A 19,281-nucleotide genomic window follows, 5' to 3' on the forward strand; every position below is an offset into this window, starting at 1 on the left:
GATGTGCTCATTTATTGTTCCGGCATGAGTTAAGAACACAATGTTACTAACATGAGTTATCCTTGCCGTGAACCAAAGGAAAGCACTATGAACGCTGGCCTGTTTTCTCCCCGCATTATCCGCAGTTTGTTGGACCTCGACGCCTATAAAATCAACATGATGCAGGCGATTCACTCGCTCTATCCTGATGGTCAGGTGCGTTACGAACTGATTGTGCGCAGTGATGAAGACGTCAGTGACCTGCTGGATGAAGTGCGCGATGAGATCGCGCATCTGGCGTCGTTGCGTTTCTCCGATGCCGATATTGTCTACCTCAAACAGAGTTCACCGCATCTGAAAAGCTCGTTTTTGCAGTCTCTGCGTTATTTCCATTTCCAGCCTGAGCGTCAGATTGAAATGGGCGTGGTCAAGCAAGAGGGTAAACATCAGTTGCGGATTGGGATCCAAGGCACTTGGCGCGACACCATTTTGTACGAAACCATCATTATGTCGATTGTATCGGAGGTGCGTAACCGCCGCCGCTGGGCTGACGTTCCGGCCGAACTGCCAATCGAGGTGCTGGCCGGCAAAGTAGAGAAACTCAAAGCGGAAATCGCCAAGCGCGGCATCAGCAACTTCTCACTGACTGAAATGGGCACCCGACGCCGTTTTTCCGGCCAGGTACAGCGCGACGTGATGGCGTACCTCAAGCAGGAGATCCCGGAGCTGCTGCTGGGCACCAGTAACTATCATTTTTCCCGTGAGTTTGACCTCAAACCGATTGGCACCATCGCCCATGAGTGGTTTATGGGGCATCAGGCACTGGTCAACGTGCGTGATTCTCAGCGCGTCGCGCTGGAGCAGTGGCTGACGGCCTTTGACGGCCAGCTGTCGATTGCGCCGACCGATACCCTGACCATCGATGCGTTCCAGCAGGATTTCAACATGCACCTGGCGAAAGCCTTTGACGGGATCCGCCATGATTCCGGTTGCCCGTTTAAATGGGGTGATCGCATGCTGGAGCATTATGCCAGCATGGGAATTGATCCAAGCTCGAAAGTGTTTATCTTCTCCGACGGCCTCAACTTTGATGAAGCGCTGGAGCTGTGTGAATACTTTGCCGGCCGGGTGCGGATTTCATTTGGTATCGGCACCTTCCTGACCAACGATCTGGCAGGTTGGAAAAATCAGGCAGGCAAGGCGTATCAACCCCTGTCGATTGTGATTAAGCTGACTGAATGTAATGGTCGTCCGGTGGCGAAAATCAGCGATGAACCGGAAAAAGCGATGTGTGAAGACCCAATCTTCCTCGCTAACCTCAAGCGTCGTTTCAATATTGAGTTGGATGTCGATGCACTGGTTGAGGAGCTGCGTCGGCAAAAGCAGGTTAAGCGGCAGTATATCGCAGCCGCCTGATCCGACTTTCGTCGCGGCTTAGATAGACAAGATAAATTAGACAAGATAAATGCGCTGACTTCGCGCTAATCGAGTGCGGCCAACACTGCGATTGAATCACAATCACACATCCACATCCACATCCACATCCAGCAATCAAGCGGCGTTTAACGCCGCTTTTTTATGCGCGAAATCTGCTCATTAAGCGGGTTCCTCACTTAACGTTAAAGCAGTGTACGTAACGTCAAAGCTGTGTACGGTATATTTTTCGTGCATCAAATCGCGAAACTGGGCATAATGCATTAAAACCACTTACGTGATTATAAGTAAATGACCCAAGACGAACGCCTGATCCACTTAACCACGCTGCTTGAGCAGCAGGGTAAAATTACCCTGAACGAAATTTGCCAGCAGTTTGGTGTATCGCGTGACTCGGCGCGGCGCGATCTGGTCAAGCTTACCCAGCAGCCCGGTATTCAGCGTATCCGTGGTGGTGCGATGACGGCGCCGGTCTCCGCCAAAAGTGAGCCTTACGCCGGTAAAACCATCAGTGCGGCCAAACATGCCATGGCGTTGTGCGCCGCCGAGTTGGTGGATGAGCAGGATTATCTGGTGCTCGACACCAGCACTACCTTGTCGCTGATGGCGGGCTACCTTGCCGTGCCGGCCACCATAGTGACCAATTCCGTTAATATTGTCGCCAATACAGAGCTGAGCAGTGACCTGACCGTTCATTTGCTCGGTGGCCATTTTGACCCTTACAGCCGCGCGGTACTTGGCGCTCAGGCGCAGCAACAGATGGCCGGCTATCATGTCAACAAAGCCTTTATCGGTGTGTGCGCTTTATCTGAGCGCGGCCTGACCACCAACGATGAGCAGGAAGCAGCGATGAAAAAGGCCATGATGGCGCAGGCCGAGCAGGTGATTTTGGTGTGTGAACATCAGAAAATGGACGTCGAAAACTTCCATCATGTATGTGATATCGCCGCCATTGACATGGTGATCACCGACGCAGCGCCAACAGCCGCACTACAACAACTGTTTGAACGTCACGATATTCAATGCATCGTGGCAACCCCACAAGAAGGACAGCTTTAATATGACTTACGCCCCGGTAAAAACAGCCGTGATTGGTTACGGCTTCTCAGCGAAAACCTTCCATCTGCCGTTTATTAAAACCCTGCCGGAGCTGGAGCTGAGCGCGATCAGCTCCAGTCAGCAGGATGCCGTCAAAGCTGACTGGCCGGAAGTTGAGTGGTTTGCTGATGCCAATTCGCTTCTCGATAACAGCGATGCCGAGCTGGTGATCATCACGGCTCCGAATGATGTTCACTTCTCGCTCGCTCAACGCGCGCTGGAAAACGGCAAAAACGTCATTGTCGAAAAGCCGTTCGTGACCCGCATCGAAGACGGCGAAAAGCTGATTGCGCTGGCCGATGAAAAAGGTCTGACCCTGAGCGTATTCCACAACCGCCGCTGGGATGGTGACTTCCTGACCGTGAAAAAGCTGATTGAACAAGGTACGCTGGGTGAAGTTAAACTGTTTGAATCGCACTTCGACCGTTACCGTCCGGAAATCCGTCAGCGCTGGCGCGAACAGGCCCAAGACGGCGGCGGCATTTTGTTTGATCTGGCACCGCACCTGCTGGATCAGGCGCTGATACTGTTTGGCCTGCCACAGGCGATCAACGCTCAGTGCCGCCTGATGCGCCCGGGCTCTACCACCATCGATTACTACAACCTGATCCTGCACTACCCGGAGCACATTGTGCACCTGCACTCTAACCTGTACAGCCCGGAGCCCAACCTGCGCTACAAAGTGCTGGGTTCAAAGGCCAAATTTGAAAAATACGGCCTGGATCCGCAGGAAGGTTACCTGAAACAAGGGCTCCTGCCGGAAGCGCCTGAGTGGGCTGCTGAAGAGGCATCCCTGTGCGGCGTGCTGTACAGCGAAGAAGGTTCTGAGCCGGTGAAAACCGAGCTGGGCGGCTACCAGCTGTACTTCAAAGCGGTGGCCGATGCGATTCGCTTGGGCACCGCCAATCCGGTACCGCCACAAGAAGCGCTGCATAATATTGCGCTGATTGAAATGGCGCTGCAAAGCAGCAAAACCGGCCAGACGATTCAGGTGAATCTATGAGCCTGACTCTGGATGATGTGTTGGCGCAGGAAGCGACAATTCAGCTCAAGCACTTCAATCACGAGACAGCCTGGCAACTGGGCTGTGCACTCAAGCAGGCGGCAGAGCAACGCGGCGCGGCGGTAGCGATTGAAGTGTTTGGTTTTGGTCAGGTACTGTTCCAGTATGCGATGCCGGGCACGGCGGCTGACAAGTTTGATTGGGTACGCCGCAAGCGCAACTCGGTGCTCAAGTACAACCACAGTACCTATTACCTGTCGCTGTACAACGCGCAGAAACAGCGTGAATTTGAAGCGCAGCTGCATGTCGATGCCAACGAGTATTGCGGCCACGGCGGTTCGTTCCCGATCCGCATCCAAGGCTCCGGCCTGGTCGGCGCGCTGACCGTTTCCGGCCTGCCGCAGGAAGAAGACCATCAGCTGGTGGCGGACGCACTGCAAAACGTGCTCAGCCAGCAATAATCTTTGTAGAACTAAAGCTTGTGTAATAAAGCTTATCCGATACACAAAGTGTAAAGCCCCGCGAGGGGCTTTTTTGTTGCACTAAGCGGCGGCTGTTTACAGTGTAAACTTAGCCCAGCTTGACCAGTACAAACTGCTTTTTGCCACGTTGCAGCACATAGTAACGGTCGAACAGGGCGAAGTGGTCGGTAATCTGCGCGCTTTCGCAGCGTTCTCCGTTGATCCGAATCGCTCCTTGTGCCAGCCATTCGCGTGCCTGACGTTTGGAAGCGGCTAGTCCGCTGGAAAGCAGCATGGCAACCACTTCCTCTCCGGGTGTCATGTCGCTGCGTGTCATATTGAGGCACGGCAATCCGTCCTGCTCTAACTGACCTAACTCGGCTTCGCTGAGCTGATTCAACTCACCGCGGAATAGCGCAGCGCTGATACGTTGCGCACTGGCGAGCCCTTCATCGCCATGCACAAAGCGGGTCACTTCACTGGCTAGGATCTGCTGCGCCTGCGGCTTGCCCTGACGCTGTGAGTCTTGCTGTTCAATCATGGCAATCTGCTCCATGGATAAGAAGGTGTAGTAGGCGAGGAAGCGGTAGACATCGCTGTCATCACAATTGAGCCAGAATTGGTAGAACGAATACGGCGAGGTCTTGCTTGCATCCAGCCACACCGCGCCGCTTTCGGTTTTGCCGAACTTAGTACCGTCGGATTTGGTAATCAAAGGCAGAGTCAGGCCATGAACTTTGCTTTGATGGAGGCGGCGGGTCAGGTCGATACCGCTGACAATATTACCCCATTGGTCGTTACCGCCGATTTGTAACTGACACTGCCGGCTGTGGTTGAGATGGGCAAAATCATACGCCTGCAGCAGCGAGTAGCTGAATTCGGTAAACGAGATGCCCTGATCCGGGCGCTCAAGCCGCTGCTTCACCGATTCACGGTTAACCATGCTGTTCACTGAGAAATGCTTGCCGATATCGCGAAAAAAGCGAATCACATCCATATCTTTCATCCAGTCGGCGTTGTTGACGCACTGGATAGGCTGATTGAGATGCGGGGTCATTAGCCGCGTAATCTGACCGCTCAAATCCGCAACCCATTGCCCGACAGTCCCTGCATCGTTCAGGCTGCGCTCAGTGGCTTTAAAACTCGGATCGCCAATCATCCCGGTGGCACCGCCTACCAGGGCTATTGCCTGATGTCCGGCATCCTGAAAGCGCTTTAACATCAGCAAGGGCACCAGATGGCCGATGTGTAAACTGCCCGCCGTGGGGTCAAACCCGCAGTATAAGGTTTGCGGTGTAGTAAACAGCTGGCGCAGCTCTGCCAAATCGGTGCTCTGTGCGATCAGCCCGCGCGCGCTCAGGTCATTAAACAAAAAATCTGAATTCATACTGCCTCCAATCATTGATGTTGGCAGCATAAGCAAACGATGCGCGCGGGGCGATGTCCCTAAAGGGACAATCACGCTGTTTTAGTCTGCTTTGGGCGTTGATGGGTAGCCGGCTGCGATCAGGTGATTTAAAAACAGCTGAAACAGTTCGCTCAGCGAGGCGACATTGAGCTGGGCGTAAATGCGTTTACGATGGTTTTTCACCGTACCATGACGGATGCCGAGCTGCTCGGCGATGTCCTGTGAGTCGAGGCCCTGAATCAACAGCGCCGTGATCTGCTGCTCGCGCGGGCTGAGCCGGGCGTGTCCGAAACTGGCAATTGCCGCTTCTACCCAGTGGCGCAGATCCTGCGGCGCCTGACCACTTTCAGCCAGTAGCAACGGCTGCGGATTCCAGTGCTGACGGCATAATGCGGCCAGCGTGACAAAGCGTTGTTGCAGCGCATGTATCTCGTCTTTGGTGACAGGATTGTGCTGTGACAGGAACCCGAGATGAATCACTATACTGCGTTGGCCTGCAAGATTGACCGCCAGGGTGACTTCATCCTGCCAGCCGGTTGCGGAGTAAAACTGATGCTGATATTCGCGCTGCGCCGACTCGCTGCCCGCCACCTCGCGCCAGTGAAACACACCTTCGCTGTGCTCGCGCGCCACTTTGAGATAAAACGGGTCATGCTGATAGGCGTGGGTCAGGTAGTGCTGGAACAACAGCTCACGTCTGGCCGGCAGTGAGTCATACAAATAGATCGGATGTTTATCCAGACGATGGCCGAGAATCACCGCGCAATCGAAGCTGAGTACACTTTTTAGTACGTCAATAAGACGCGAGCTGAACTGCGGGCTGTGCAGCGCGCTGATCGCTTCACCGAGTGCGTGGTATTCCTGATAACTGACCTGCATGAGCATCCCTTGCGTGTGACTGAAGCTATAATTTTACCCCAGTATGCCTGCTGGCGGCGGGCAAATCGAGTGTCAAGCTGAGCCGTTATCAAGGATAAAGTGTGAACTCGCTCAATCTATTGTCGACACACTTACGGCACTCTGGCTCAATGCACTTATGCCATGGTCACGGAGGACATTATTTATGGCAGAGATTTGCTGGACCGAATTTCGTCATACCCTGCATCAGTTTCCTGAATTGTCCAATCAGGAGAAGGAGACCGCGCAGCGCATTGTGGCGCAGTTTGAACATTTTAAGCCTGATCAAGTCCTCACCGGCCTTGGCGGCAGTGGGCTCGCTTTTTGTGTATCAGGGCCGGCAGCCTGGGCTGACAACCTTGATTCGCTGTGAACTCGATGCGCTGCCCATCGAAGAGACTAACACCTTTGCTCACCGCTCCACTCACAGCGGCGTGTCACACCAGTGCGGCCACGACGGCCATATGGCGATTGTCAGCGCGCTGGGCGAGCAGCTCAGTACCCGCCGCCCGGCGAGGGGCAGAGTTATACTCGCCTTCCAGCCCGCCGAAGAGACCGGTGAAGGGGCGATTAATATGGTCAATGATCCTAACTTTGCCAGCCTGATGCCGGATTACGCCTTTGCGCTGCACAACTACCCCGGCCTGGCGCTGGGCCATGTGGCGGTCAAAGCCGGCCCGTTTAACTGCGCCTCGCGCGGCATGATCATCCGTCTGCACGGTAAAACGTCCCACGCGGCGCACCCGGAAAACGGTGTCAGCCCGGCCATGGCGATGTGCGAGATCGTCACTAAGCTCACCGCGCTGCCGCAGTACCTCAGCGAGCGCTGCTGGGTGACGGTGATCCATGCCAGACTAGGCGAAGTGGCCTTCGGCACCTCCCCGGGTGAAGCGGTGGTGATGGCAACCCTGCGCAGCGAAAGTAACCAAACCATGCAAAGCCTGGTGGAAGCTGCCAGCAAACTGGCGCAAACCAATGCCGATAAATATGGTTTAGGCTGCCAACTCGAATGGCAGGATGTATTCCAGGCCAGCGTAAACTCACAACAGGGCTGCGAACGGGTAGTGCAAGCCTGCCAGGAAACCGGCACGCCATGTACGATTTTAGAAAAACCGATGCGCTGGTCAGAAGATTTCGGCCAGTTTACCGCGCTCGCAAAAGAGGGCGCGATGTTTGTGCTCGGCTCGGGCCAGCAAAGCCCGCAACTGCATAATCCGGATTACGATTTTCCCGATGTCCTGACGCCAGTCGGGCGGGATATCTTCGCCAGTATTGTGGCAGGGCTTCATGGCGTGGATGAAGCTGCGCTTTGAGGGGGGGATTAATGGTTTCGTGGGGTTGTATGTCACGCTTTGGCTTTCTTGGTTTATCGGACGGAGCAACAGCACATTCGTCAATCTCTAAAACTATGTTTTCAGACTTGGTTATACTGTTTTAATAAGTCTTTGTTGGCTTACACAGTACCTTAGAATTCTTATGGATCGTTACTAAATATAATCAAAAATGGCGCTATTTCAGCGCCAAGTTAACTAGTGCTCTTTGAGCTTAAAGACCGAATCAGCGAGTCTAGTTCCTGCTCCAACAAGGCGAGCTAAAACTTTAAGTTGCTCTTGAACAACAATGCTTTCGGAAGGTTCAGGGTAGTTAAAAGTATGGTCTATCTCTCCCCAAACCTCTTCAAATAGTGTTCTAACTTGAACCTCACAAGTTATGTTACTATCGGGTCTAGGTTTGAAAACGTAGTGAACACTAGTATAGAAGCTCTCTTTTACGTGAGATTCGAGTTTCAGTTGTTCAAAAAACCTACTAAACTCCGGATCCCATGTATAAGCTTTAGGGTCTTCAAATAGCGCTAATTCCTTTTCTTGAACTAATTTCATTATGCGATTGTGCAAGTCAGAAAATTGACCTTGATAAAGATGCAAAATACGTATTCCCGCTATATCAGTGATTCGTTGTTTTACATTATCTATAGTTATAGGGCCTTTTCGTTTTTCTTCTGGAAGAGCGGCATCTTCACTATTTTTTCGTAAGATTTTTTGTTGTAAGTGATCTAGGTCCTTAAATCTAGACTTGTAGCTATGCACATGTTTTTTAAATACGGGATCCCTAGTAATCAAAGATATGATTTTGTCATGTAGGCCTTCATATAAATACATCTCCTCTTTTAGATGATCAATGATAGCCTTAGTGTCTTGAACTGCTATTTTGGTCATTGGTGCCAGCTCCTACATTGAACTCAGTCTTTCCAATACATCATTGGCAAGTTCGATGTACATTTCTTTTGTTGAGTAATACATCTTTTGATTGCCTTTGATTGTAGACTTATCATCACCTAAGTCGCTTTGATCCGGTACGCTCCACATTGGTACTCGATATTTCTGAGCCATTGTTGGTAATGTTCCATGGCCATAAATAACAGCATTGTTCCCCATCGAACTTCTAAAAAGTCTTTCATCAAGGTTAGAAAAACACGTGTTAGGCACATATTTACGTATAGTATCAGGCAATTTTGTTGCGTAGTTGTAGTGGGCTAATGCTATTCCCAGTTCATTTGATGCATCAGACCTTCGTTTGGCGTTGTACACAGTATAGCCAAGAAGTTGGACGAAATTATCGGGGAAATACTTTCGTTTTGAGTCTGTCAGCAGTGAGTACATGGTGTTGAATTCTCGTTTCCATGCACCTAAAGCGTTACCTATGTTTCGAATGCCATAATCAGAAAACATATCTGGAGCACAAGGGATCATAAACGCATCTGCATTTGATATAATTATTTTGTTCAATGCGCTGAGGCTTGGAGATGTATCAATAAGTACAATGTCATATCCAAAAGTATCTGCATACTGCTCACACTTTTTCCGAATAGCAGTGACAGTTCTTAGAGCTTGAGGCTCTCCCAAGAAAGCTTCACTCCATTGTTTCGATATTTTGTTTTCGAACATATGGAGCGTAAGGCGTCCAGGTATTAAAGCTAGATTTTTTGAAATTTCCACAGGACTTGGTAAGTGCTCTTCATCTGAAAGACCATCTTCTACAGCTTTTAATATGTAGTGAATAGAATGGTTTTTCCGGTGGAAATGATTAAATGAGTCAGGACTCATTTCTTTTTTGCAGCTGCAAAATCTTCAATAAAAGGATCTTCAGCTATCCAGATTTTTTCAAGCTCTTTTTCTGACAAACCATACAATGTTAAGTTAGATTGAGGATCAAGATCAACTAGGAGAGTTTTTATCCCTAGTTCTGATAATGCTGCCCCCATGTGATATGTGAGGGTTGATTTACCTACACCACCCTTATTGTTAAATACAGATACGACTTTCATTTTAATTCCCTAGACAACCAATTTACGAAAATTATAATACATGCATATAGGATAATGTAAAATTTATCTCTAAAAAAGGATTGTCTAGGTCAAAAAATCAGCTATTTGATTAGCAGCCTTCATACTGAATTATATCTTTGATTACATGAGGAGATACAACATCATTCTTTATTTTCAAAAAAATAGGCATAGATTTACTCTTAATCGCTGAGAGCTAGAGCATTCAATTCTGATACAAAATTTCAGGCGGTATTTTAAGTAATCAGTTTAGCCTATAATTCAGAGGCCCCATTTCCATCTACGTTTCCTGCATCTCATTCAAACCGCCGCCGTTGTGCACATTTCTAAAGCCTTGTTTTTTAGTGCGTCCATCGCCATGGCGAGCGGCTGCCGCAGTCGACCACAATCGGTTGTTGCTTATCGATGTTATTAAAGCCATTGCTAACGTCACTGAGAGGAATATAAGCTAAAGATCTGCATATCAATAGGCCTGAAAAAGACGACTTACCATCGCTAAGCAGGGATGGTATTCACACCGGTGGTCAGTCGAGATACCAGTTCGTCGCGTAAATCACGGCAACGACCAGAACGGTCAGAATGACAGGGATAGCCAGCATCTTTAACAATTTTTTCAAAGAGCTTTGTGGTTCAAATACCACACCTGCCGCTTCCTTCACTCTGCGATCTTCATCAAAATGCCATTTAATCGCAAAGTAGGCACCAATCGCTGTTACGATAATTTTGAGAGCTCCGGCAAAGTACGGAAAGAAGTTAGCCCAACCGCTGTTCATTGTTTATCTCCATCAAATTTAATATCGATTTTACGGCAGCATAATGAAAGGATAATGTTTACTTTTACTCTTTGATATCGCTAAACCGGACGTTTCTGATTTGCTCAACGCCGGACATATCAACGTGCGATAGACACTGTCAGGCGTTCTAGCTCGTGCAAGTCTACTGCTCGCGACCGCTGTTCACAACCTACTTTGTTATATCAGGAGTGATAGCTGGTTGATTAAAGTACTGAAAGCTCTGGCACGCCTGGGTCAAGCCTGGAGCAGCCAGCAAAGCCAACGCTGATTGCTCACGTCACAAAGCAGTAACGGGATAAGCGGAGAGTGATAAAGCCAAAACGGGGCGGTTTGGCCCGTTCAAATCAAATCATTGTGCTAAACAGGGCTAATTCAGCGGCCCGGTGTTCATCTGAGTTTCCTGCATTTCGTTCAGTCCGCCACCATTGTGCACGTGAGTGAAGCCCTGTTTTTGCAACGCTTCCATTGCCATCGCAGCACGACCACCGCTGCGGCAATACACCACAATCGGTTGCTGCTTATCGATATCATGAAAGCCAGTGCCAACGTCACTGAGAGGAATATTACGCGCTTCGGGTAAGTGGCCGTCAGCGTATTCCTGCGTCGTGCGCACATCAATCACCAATGCGCCATTATCTATCATCCGCCAAGCCTGCTCAGCCCGCTCGCTCGCCAACACCTGACCCACAGGCAAAGCCAGCATGAACGCCAGCCCCGCCGCTTTCCAGTTAACTCCAAACATAATTACCCCTCAGAATTGAAACTCAAATAAGTATGGTTGAACAAGTGCGAATGCTCTAGAACATGTGTAGTAACAAATTATGTAATGGGGCAAACAGAAGTGAGTTTTTTTCAAATCTTTCAAGTGGCGTGCTTTAGAAACTCGAAAACCAGGGAAAAAAATCAGGACGATTTTTTAGGTTTTTGGCGTAGGGAACGCCTAAAACCGGCCCGGACAGCGCCAAAGAACCCAAGCGCCTTTCTGGTTACTCTTTGGCAAGACAAAGAGTGACTGGCACGCTTACACCAAGCCAAAAGAAATTATTGAATTCAAAGCGTGACATACAAAACCACGAAACAATTCATCACAGCAACCAGCGCCAAAAAAACAAAGGCACTTTCTGGTTCCAGCCAGAGAAACAAGCCAGTGCAATCGCTGCCATGTTCTTGGGCGCTACATTAGCCAATATTTTTGGTGCACCGTTTGGTACATATATTGGCCAGATAATTGGGTGGAGAAATACCTACTATATTATTGCGGCACTAGGTGTTATCTCAGCACTCTCTATTGCTAAATTATTACCTCACATTGAAAGTGAAGCCCCAACCAATCTAAAACAAGAATTCGCAGCACTCATTCAGCCAGGCAAGATTCGCGCTTTATTAATTACCATATTTGGCTTTGGCGGCACTTTCACTGCTTTTACCTATATTTCTCCGATTTTGACCGACATTACCGGTATGTCTTTAGATTACGTGCCCGCTATGTTGTTGCTGTTCGGTGCTGGCATGGCTGTCGGAAACCCAATTGGTGCACGCCTGACTAACAAAAGCGTGGTGTTCGGTATGCGCAGTACGTTGCTTCTTTTAATGGTCGTACTGGTCGCGCTTTATTTTGCCATGGGCTCAACCGTTGCCATGGTGGTGGTCACCTTCCTGTTTGGAGTGGCTATGTTTGCCACCATTCCATCTCTTCAAACCTATGTACTTTCCGAAGCAGGCAAAGCGCCGATTCTTGCTTCTGCATTTAACATCGCGGCATTCAACCTTGGTAACGCCGGCGGAGCCTGGGTTGGCGGGGAGGTTATCGATGCCGGATTGTCGTTACAAATGTTGCCAATCATAGCTGCTGCAGTTACCGCTTCTGGGCTACTACTGGCGTTGTCAGTACGAACAAAACGAGAGACACCAGAGCTCGTTACCGCCTAGAAACATATTATTAAAAACAATCGGGGGCTCTCGAAAGGGAGCTTCTGCAAGGAGATAGGATGAAGCAAACATTAGTTCATAAAGATCAGCATTTTGATTCGTTCATATATGATTTTGGCAATGAGGCACATGTCGTTTTTTTCCCTGATTGGGAAGGGTGCCACACCGAATATGCTCATCGTAAAGCGAAACAACTTGCAAAAAATGTCAACGGAAAAGTACTTCTTACCGATATTTATGGTTCAGGTCATCAGCCCAAAACTTACGTTGGAAAGGCTGAAGCGTTTATACGAAAAACACTCACAGAGCCCCAAGAGCTTAGGAGGCTACTTGCTGGTTTATTCCCTGTTTTCAGGGATGCCTTGGGTGCTGAGGGTAAAAAAATATCGTTTGTTGGCGTTTGCTTTGGTGGCTCGATTGTATTTGAAGCTGGCCGGGCTGATATTGGCGTGGATGCGGCTGTTTCGATTCATGGCACACCAACCTCATTCCTACCGCTTGAAAAGACGGTCAATACTCGATTTTTATTGGTACAAGGAAGTCGTGATCCTCATATTCCACTGAACGCGGTAAGCGAGTTTATGCATGAAATGGACTTTGCCAATTGTTGCTGGCAAATGCTGATGCTAGGGGGAGTTCAGCATAGTTTTACCAAAGAAGAAATTGGCTATGGCGGATATGGCTCTCGCTTTAATCAATATGCAAACGATCAGAGCTTGCATGCTGCAACTTCATTTATTTGCGGAAGCCATCATACAGACTAACTGCAGCACCTTTGGTTGCGGAGAAAAACATCACCCCCCTAAATTCCTCCGGTACTCATCCGGCGTTACCCCGGTTAAACGTCGGAACATCGCAATAAACGCAGACGCGCTGGCGTAGCCGAGATCGTGGGCAACATTTTCTACTTTCGCGCCGGCTTCCAGCATCGGCATCGCTTTCACGACGCGCAGACGCTGGCGCCATTCTGAGACCGAAATACCCAGTTCACGCTGGGCGTGGCGTGTCAGAGTGCGTTCGGTGGTGTGCGCGCGCTGGGCCAACATTCGCAGGGATTCGTTGCTGCCCGGGTTTTGCTCCAGCCAACTGAGCACTTTGCTCAGCAAAGGATCGCCGGAGGTGGGCAGGTAGCTGCCAATCGGTGTGGCGTGGGTCAGTTGTTCGGCTAACACTTGCAGCAGGCGGTATTCGGCTTCGCTGTAGGGCGGGGTAATTAAACTCTGGCGCAGGTGCTCCAGCAGGGCAATCACCAGCGGGCTGATTTCCAGCGCGCAGGTGTGCTGCGGCATGGCGTGGCACAAACTTTCATCGACATACAGTGAGCCATGGCAAGTTTCGTAGCGGTTGAGCCCCTGATGCTCGACATTGGGCGGCAGCCATAAACCGTATTGTGACGGAGTCAGATACTGGCGGCTGCCGACTTTCACTTCCATCACGCCACTGAACGAATAAACGAACTCGCCCCAGCGATGACTGTGGCGCGGATAGGCGGCGTCGGCGGGCATACAGGCGGAGCGAAACACCAGCGGAGCCGGCAGTTCGGTACTGAATGGCGGGAAATGAATCTGTTGGCCTGGAATGCTCATGCTGACTCTGTCATATCATCGCTATGGGTTGTCTGATTTTAGCTATATGTCTTAATGACGACAACGCATAATGTAAACATAGCGATAACAAAATAACAGTTGGATAACGAGAATGATGACACGCAAACCAATCGACGCCACAGCGCTCGGCATCATGGTGGTGTTTTGCTTTGCCATGGGCTTACAACAAATTGCACTTAAAGCGACCGGAGAGGATATTGCGCCGATCCTGCAAATCGGCCTGCGCTCCGCCATCGCGGCGGTATTGGTGCTGGCGTACGTGGTGATACGCGGCAAAAAACTCCAGTTTGCGGACGGAAACTGGAAAGCCGGTATCCTGGTCGGTACTCTGTTTGCGTTGGAATATCTGTTTCTGGGCGCAGCGCTGCATTATACCTCAGCGGCCCATTCGGTTATTTTTCTCTACACTTCGCCTATTTTTAGCGCCCTGATCCTGCATTTTCTCGTTGAGAGTGAGCGGCTGAAAATTGTGCAGTGGGTAGGTATTCTGCTTGCCTTTTCCGGCATCGCGGTGGCATTTCTGTGGCACGGTGAAGAAGCAGCAGAGATGCAGCCCAATATGCTGTGGGGCGATTTTCTCGCTCTGCTCGGCGGTGTGGCCTGGGGCCTGACCACGGTATTGATCCGCAGCTCGAAACTGGCCAATGTCTCTTCCGAGCAAACGCTGTTGTACCAACTGGTGATGGGCGCGCTGATTTTGCTTGGCGCGGCAGCGTGGAGTGATCAGCTGGCGATTAATCCGACGCCGCTGGCGCTGGCCAGTGTGACGTTCCAGACTTTGATTATCTCGTTCGGTGGTTTTCTGCTCTGGTTCTGGATGCTCAATACCTATATTGCCTCGCGTCTTGGTGTGTTGTCGTTTATGACGCCGCTGTACGGTGTGGTGCTCGGGGCTTTGCTCCTGGGGGAGCGGATTGAAGCCGGGTTTTTGTATGGTTCGGCGATGGTGATTGGCGGCATTGTACTGGTCAGCGGTCATGGCTGGATCAAGCAGTTGCTGACCAAGCGGCGTGCAGCGCTCAAGCCCAGCCTGAAAGCGGAATAAAATACGGCGGCGGATCGGATTCGGCCGCCGGTTTGTGTGTAACTCAAAGACATAACCAGTCTGAAACGATTAAATCAAATGCAAATGCGGCCACAGTGTAAGCCATTTCTTTTCCAGAATGCGACGCTGTACCACTTCCGGCTGACGGTTGCAGGGGTTAATCGCGATGGTCAGTGACCAGTTCTGACGCAGGCCGTACGGCGCGCAGAAGGTCAGGCGGCCATCGGTTTCGAGCCGCACACCGACGCAGGTCGGCACTTCCACCCATTGCGCAATGCCGTGCGCGGTGCTGCGATAAGGGGCATGACCGTGCTTTTCGTGCATGCGTGCCTGATTACGCACTTCCCAGTTAATGTCCGGCATGACTGCGCAGAGACGGGCTTGCAGTGCTTCTTCTGTTTGCGGTGAAACATCACTGGGATCGAAATAGACCACATCCACATCATTGAGTGGCGTCATTTCGGGCTTGTGGTGCAGGTGATCCCAAATCGCGTTGCGCACAAAGCCGGCTCCCAAATACCAGTCAGGTAAATTGAGCGCTTGCACGGCCAGCAGACAGCGCATACGCAATGAATCATTGCGTAGCAGAGCTTCGGTTTGTCCCAGATAAAGGTGTTCAATATCACTTGGCATGTATTGCGGGTAATTATGTTAGTGACTGTTGATATTCAGTATAACGGTAATCTCGCATGATGGCAGGAGAATATGATATCGGTTCAGTAAATCATCAAATTGATGCCTCAGCGCATACCAGCCCTCGTCGGAGGGCTTGGTGCAATTCCTGTGAGTTTAGCTCCCTTCCCCTGAGTTTGGTGCCGTTACAGTGAGCGGGCCAGTTCGGGCTGGCGCTTATCAAAACGTTGGCTGAGACGGGTCAGCAGCAGGGCAACCGCGACCACAATCGCGCCCACCCAGGGTGTAGTCATCAGGCCGGATTGCTCCACTACCAGGCCACCGCCCCAGGCGCCAAGGGCAATGCCGATATTAAAGGCGGCGATATTGAGCCCTGAAGCGACATCGACCGCATTGGGAGTGTAGTGTTCGGCCAGCTTCACCACGTAGACCTGCAGTCCGGGCACATTACCAAAGGCGAACATACCCCAGATAAGCATGATGATCACCGCCGTCACCGGGTTGGGCGCGGCGAAGGTCAGTAATAGCAGCACCAGGCTCAGGCCGGTGAAAATCACACTCAGCGCCTGAGTCGGACCGTGTTTGTCGGCCAGTTTGCCGCCCCAGATATTACCGAACGCCACCGATACGCCGTACACCAGCATCAGAATACTGATGGTGGATGTGGCAAAACCGGACACTTCATGCAGGATGGGGGCGATAAAGGTAAAGGCAGTGAAGGTGCCACCATAGCCGAGTGCAGTAATGGCAAACACCAGCAGCAGACGCGGCTGCATTAGTACTTTGGCTTGCTCGGTCAGCGAGGTTTTAGCCGCTTGCGGCAGGGTTGACGGTACCAGCAGGGCGCTGCCGATCAGGGCGATAAGCCCCAAGAGCGCGACCGTTAAAAAGGTGGTCTGCCAGCCGAAATGCTGGCCGATGTAAGTGCCAAGCGGTACGCCGGTCACTAGTGCAACGGTCAGGCCGGTAAACATGATGGCGATCGCGCTGGCGGCTTTCTCCCTTGCTACCAGGCCGGTCGCGATGGTTGAGCCGATGGAGAAGAACACACCGTGCGCCAGGCCAGTCAGAATACGCGCCAGGATGAGCGTGCTGTAGCCCGGAGATTGCCAGGCGAGCAGGTTACCAGCGACAAACAGCGCCATGACGGAAAGCAACACGTGTTTTCGGTTCCAGTTGCCGGTTAAGGCGGTGAGTACCGGCGCGCCGATGGCGACGCCGAGCGCATACAGGCTGACCAGCAAACCGGCCGAGGGCAGAGAAACGTTGAGGTCTGCGGCCATGGTCGGCAGCAGGCCGACGATGACAAATTCAGTGGTGCCGATGGCAAACGCACTGAGGGTTAAGGCAAATAAAGCAATAGGCATAGCAATTTTCCTGTTGAAGTTCCGCTGCCGTTTAATGAGTGGAGATGTGTCCGGCAACGGGCTGACTGTGTTTAGATAGGCGCATTATTGATGAGCTTTTATTTGCTAAAAACGCTAGTATTGGCAAAATAATTTTGTCATTTATGTAAAAATGGAACGCCTATGCTGACCCGTTCTGATGATCTGGAAATCTTACTGGCAGTGATCGACAGCGGCAGTTTCTCCCAGGCGGCCGAAGTGCTGGATGTGCAGGTGGCCAAGGTATCACGTGCGGTGAGCCGGATTGAGCAGCAGCTCGGGATGACCATCTTAAACCGCACCACGCGGCGCCTGGATTTGACTGAAGAAGGCCGTCGTTTTAGTGAAACCATCCGAGCGGGGCTACAGCAACTGCGCCAGGCGGAAGAAGAGGTGGTGTCGCGCGGTGAACTGCCGAAAGGCAAGCTGCGCGTCGATGCGGCCAGCCCGTTGATGCTTCATCAACTGGTGCCGCTGGTGCGTGAATTTCACCAGGCCTATCCGGATATTGAGCTGGAACTGACCTCGAATGAAGGCTACGTTGACTTACTGGAAAAGCGCACCGATGTGGCGATCCGGATTGGCAAGCTCAATGATTCCACTTTGCATGCCCGGCCTTTGGGAAAAAGTCCGCTGTTTGTAGTCGCTGCGCCGGACTACCTTGCCCGACACGGCTTCCCGGCGACACCATCTGAGCTGCAACAGCATGAAATTGTCGGCTTCACCAGCCCGCGTGCGCTGAATGTCTGGCCGCTGCAGGGCAGTGATTACGTTGAGCCGACCATTGCCTGCAGCAGTGGTGAAACCGTGCGCCAGTTAGTGCTGGCCGGCAATGGCATCGGTTGCCTGTCCGGCTTTATGATTCATGAAGACTTGGCCGCCGGCCGGTTGGTGACCCTGCTTGCTTCATATCGCCAACTCAATTCAGAGCGTGAGCTGGTGAATGCGGTGTATTACAAGTCCTCTAACGTCGCGCGTCGTATCTCTGCGTTTATCGATTTTATTCAGCCAAAATTCACCCTGTAGAGCGGATAGCGTGAGTTTGGCTTATGTCTGGCCGCGAGCCTGACAGCGGCAGGTGATATTAGTTTTTGCAAATTTGACAAAAAAGTTTTGTCTTTGCACCAGTTAATCTCTTTCGCTTCGGTTGTTAGCATGCTGACTGATTATCCGGCCTATGATGCGGTGTAACACGGCCACTGATTAAGAGGTAAAGCGTGCCCGGTCATGTACGGGTCACGCTTTACCATTAACGGATGACAGTTTATTGACTTACTCTTCATTAATCCATGTTATATCAATGGATTAATGACATTGAACAACCACGATAAGGAGCGAACTCCATGCAAATTCCTCAGCTTGGCGCAGGTACATTCCGTCTGAAAGGCGATGAAGCGGTTCAGTCGGTTGCGATGGCACTTGAGGCGGGTTATCGCCACATTGATACCGCGCAGATTTACGGTAACGAGCAAGAAGTTGGCCAGGCGGTGAGTGCAAGTGGTATCGCGCGTGAAGCGCTGTTCATCACCACTAAAGTGTGGATGGATAAACTCTCAGACCAGCAGTTTTTGCCAAGCGTGAAACAGAGCCTGCAGGACTTAAACACCGACTATGTTGATCTGCTGCTGATTCACTGGCCGCTGGCGGATGACAGTGTCGCGATGGGTGATTACCTGCGCAGCCTGAAACAGGCGCAGGATCAGGGCCTGACCCGCCACATCGGCGTGTCGAACTTTACCGTGGCACAGATGAGACAGGCGATTGAGATCCTGGGCGAGGGCGTTTTGTACACCAACCAGGTGGAGGTCCATCCTTACCTGCAAAACAAGGCTGTGGTTGAGTTCTGCCGCGCGCACGACATCATAGTGACCGGTTATATGCCTTTTGCTTACGGCGATGTGCTGAAAGATGATGTGATCGTTGAGATTGCCGAGCAGCATCAGGCGACACCGGCTCAGGTGGTTCTGGCCTGGATGGCAGCCAATCACTTTGTCACCATTCCGTCGTCAACCAAACGTACCAATATCGACAGCAACCTGGGCTACGTCAATGTCTCTCTCAGTGAGCAGGATATGGCGCGTATTGCGACTCTGGATCGCAACCATCGGCTGGCTAATCCGGACTTTGCTCCGCAGTGGGACTGATCCCGTCGCATGACTGCGGCACGGAGTTGTTAAGATAACCACGCTGATTAAGATGAAAAGCCCCGGCCGTTGTATTGATGGCCGGGGCTTTTACTCGTGATAAGGGTCGCGCTATCTCAGG

Annotated in this window: 19 protein-coding genes and 1 pseudogene; 10 read left to right on the forward strand and 10 right to left on the reverse strand. The window is 51.2% G+C overall.

What is annotated here, in order from left to right; all coding sequences use genetic code 11:
- Window positions 1-87 precede the first annotated feature (87 nt).
- The 4 genes from pncB (at window position 88) to KNV97_RS05040 (ending at window position 3,975) form a co-directional block, all read left to right on the forward strand.
- The gene (gene pncB, locus KNV97_RS05025) at window positions 88-1,395 is read left to right on the forward strand and encodes a nicotinate phosphoribosyltransferase (protein WP_218561691.1); all 1,308 of its coding nucleotides are present in this window, start codon (window positions 88-90) and stop codon (window positions 1,393-1,395) included.
- A gap of 309 nt (window positions 1,396-1,704) precedes the next feature.
- A complete protein-coding gene (locus tag KNV97_RS05030) occupies window positions 1,705-2,472 on the forward strand; it encodes a DeoR/GlpR family DNA-binding transcription regulator (protein WP_136487058.1) in 768 nt (255 codons plus the stop codon).
- 1 nt (window position 2,473) lies between these two features.
- Window positions 2,474-3,514, forward strand: a complete 1,041-nt coding sequence (locus tag KNV97_RS05035) for an oxidoreductase (protein WP_136487059.1) — start codon at window positions 2,474-2,476, stop codon at window positions 3,512-3,514.
- A complete protein-coding gene (locus KNV97_RS05040; RefSeq protein ID WP_136487060.1) occupies window positions 3,511-3,975 on the forward strand; it encodes a heme-degrading domain-containing protein in 465 nt (154 codons plus the stop codon). The genes KNV97_RS05035 and KNV97_RS05040 overlap by 4 nt, the downstream gene beginning before the upstream one ends.
- Window positions 3,976-4,084: 109 nt before the next feature.
- Here the strand turns inward: KNV97_RS05040 and tyrS are convergent, their stop codons facing one another.
- Window positions 4,085-5,362 carry a tyrosine--tRNA ligase gene (tyrS, locus tag KNV97_RS05045; RefSeq protein WP_218561692.1) on the reverse strand — a complete coding sequence of 426 codons (1,278 nt, stop codon included), beginning with the start codon at window positions 5,360-5,362 and terminating at the stop codon, window positions 4,085-4,087.
- Window positions 5,363-5,443: 81 nt separating this feature from the next.
- The gene (locus tag KNV97_RS05050) at window positions 5,444-6,262 is read right to left on the reverse strand and encodes a helix-turn-helix transcriptional regulator (protein WP_218561693.1); all 819 of its coding nucleotides are present in this window, start codon (window positions 6,260-6,262) and stop codon (window positions 5,444-5,446) included.
- 184 nt (window positions 6,263-6,446) lie between these two features.
- Here KNV97_RS05050 and KNV97_RS05055 point away from each other — a divergent pair.
- Window positions 6,447-7,593: pseudogene (locus tag KNV97_RS05055) on the forward strand (amidohydrolase).
- 216 nt (window positions 7,594-7,809) lie between these two features.
- Here KNV97_RS05055 and KNV97_RS05060 read toward each other — a convergent pair.
- The 5 genes from KNV97_RS05060 to KNV97_RS05080 all read right to left on the reverse strand — a co-directional run bounded on the left by KNV97_RS05060 (window position 7,810) and on the right by KNV97_RS05080 (window position 11,159).
- Window positions 7,810-8,496: a RelA/SpoT domain-containing protein gene (locus tag KNV97_RS05060; RefSeq protein ID WP_218561694.1), complete on the reverse strand. Its 687-nt coding sequence runs from the start codon at window positions 8,494-8,496 to the stop codon at window positions 7,810-7,812.
- A 12-nt stretch (window positions 8,497-8,508) separates the two neighbouring features.
- On the reverse strand, window positions 8,509-9,384 hold the full coding sequence (locus tag KNV97_RS05065; protein ID WP_218561695.1) for a ParA family protein: 876 nt from the start codon (window positions 9,382-9,384) through the stop codon (window positions 8,509-8,511).
- Window positions 9,381-9,605 carry a ParA family protein gene (locus tag KNV97_RS05070; RefSeq protein WP_218561696.1) on the reverse strand — a complete coding sequence of 75 codons (225 nt, stop codon included), beginning with the start codon at window positions 9,603-9,605 and terminating at the stop codon, window positions 9,381-9,383. The genes KNV97_RS05065 and KNV97_RS05070 overlap by 4 nt, the downstream gene beginning before the upstream one ends.
- A 542-nt stretch (window positions 9,606-10,147) precedes the next feature.
- The gene (locus tag KNV97_RS05075; RefSeq protein ID WP_136487066.1) at window positions 10,148-10,396 is read right to left on the reverse strand and encodes a hypothetical protein; all 249 of its coding nucleotides are present in this window, start codon (window positions 10,394-10,396) and stop codon (window positions 10,148-10,150) included.
- A 388-nt stretch (window positions 10,397-10,784) separates the two neighbouring features.
- Window positions 10,785-11,159: a rhodanese-like domain-containing protein gene (locus tag KNV97_RS05080; protein ID WP_038149449.1), complete on the reverse strand. Its 375-nt coding sequence runs from the start codon at window positions 11,157-11,159 to the stop codon at window positions 10,785-10,787.
- A gap of 266 nt (window positions 11,160-11,425) precedes the next feature.
- On the opposite strand from KNV97_RS05080, the gene KNV97_RS05085 reads away from it, so the two are divergent.
- Window positions 11,426-12,346 (forward strand): MFS transporter, encoded by a 921-nt coding sequence (locus tag KNV97_RS05085; RefSeq protein ID WP_218561697.1) that lies wholly within the window; start codon window positions 11,426-11,428, stop codon window positions 12,344-12,346.
- A 59-nt stretch (window positions 12,347-12,405) separates the two neighbouring features.
- Window positions 12,406-13,110: a dienelactone hydrolase family protein gene (locus KNV97_RS05090; protein WP_218561698.1), complete on the forward strand. Its 705-nt coding sequence runs from the start codon at window positions 12,406-12,408 to the stop codon at window positions 13,108-13,110.
- 30 nt (window positions 13,111-13,140) lie between these two features.
- Here KNV97_RS05090 and KNV97_RS05095 read toward each other — a convergent pair whose 3' ends face one another.
- Window positions 13,141-13,932: an AraC family transcriptional regulator gene (locus tag KNV97_RS05095; protein WP_136487069.1), complete on the reverse strand. Its 792-nt coding sequence runs from the start codon at window positions 13,930-13,932 to the stop codon at window positions 13,141-13,143.
- A 112-nt stretch (window positions 13,933-14,044) separates the two neighbouring features.
- Here KNV97_RS05095 and KNV97_RS05100 point away from each other — a divergent pair, with 112 nt between their 5' ends.
- On the forward strand, window positions 14,045-14,998 hold the full coding sequence (locus tag KNV97_RS05100) for a DMT family transporter (protein ID WP_136487070.1): 954 nt from the start codon (window positions 14,045-14,047) through the stop codon (window positions 14,996-14,998).
- Between the two features lie 69 nt (window positions 14,999-15,067).
- Here the strand turns inward: KNV97_RS05100 and KNV97_RS05105 are convergent, their stop codons facing one another.
- Window positions 15,068-15,631 carry a nucleotidyltransferase family protein gene (locus tag KNV97_RS05105; protein WP_240798208.1) on the reverse strand — a complete coding sequence of 188 codons (564 nt, stop codon included), beginning with the start codon at window positions 15,629-15,631 and terminating at the stop codon, window positions 15,068-15,070.
- A 185-nt stretch (window positions 15,632-15,816) separates the two neighbouring features.
- Window positions 15,817-16,998, reverse strand: coding sequence for an MFS transporter (locus KNV97_RS05110; RefSeq protein ID WP_136487071.1), 1,182 nt, complete (start codon window positions 16,996-16,998; stop codon window positions 15,817-15,819).
- Between the two features lie 162 nt (window positions 16,999-17,160).
- Here KNV97_RS05110 and KNV97_RS05115 point away from each other — a divergent pair, with 162 nt between their 5' ends.
- Window positions 17,161-18,042 carry a LysR family transcriptional regulator gene (locus tag KNV97_RS05115; RefSeq protein ID WP_136487072.1) on the forward strand — a complete coding sequence of 294 codons (882 nt, stop codon included), beginning with the start codon at window positions 17,161-17,163 and terminating at the stop codon, window positions 18,040-18,042.
- A 317-nt stretch (window positions 18,043-18,359) separates the two neighbouring features.
- On the forward strand, window positions 18,360-19,160 hold the full coding sequence (dkgB, locus tag KNV97_RS05120; protein ID WP_218561699.1) for a 2,5-didehydrogluconate reductase DkgB: 801 nt from the start codon (window positions 18,360-18,362) through the stop codon (window positions 19,158-19,160).
- Window positions 19,161-19,281 lie beyond the last annotated feature (121 nt).

This window comes from Vibrio ostreae, from assembly GCF_019226825.1.
Lineage (GTDB): Bacteria > Pseudomonadota > Gammaproteobacteria > Enterobacterales > Vibrionaceae > Vibrio > Vibrio ostreae.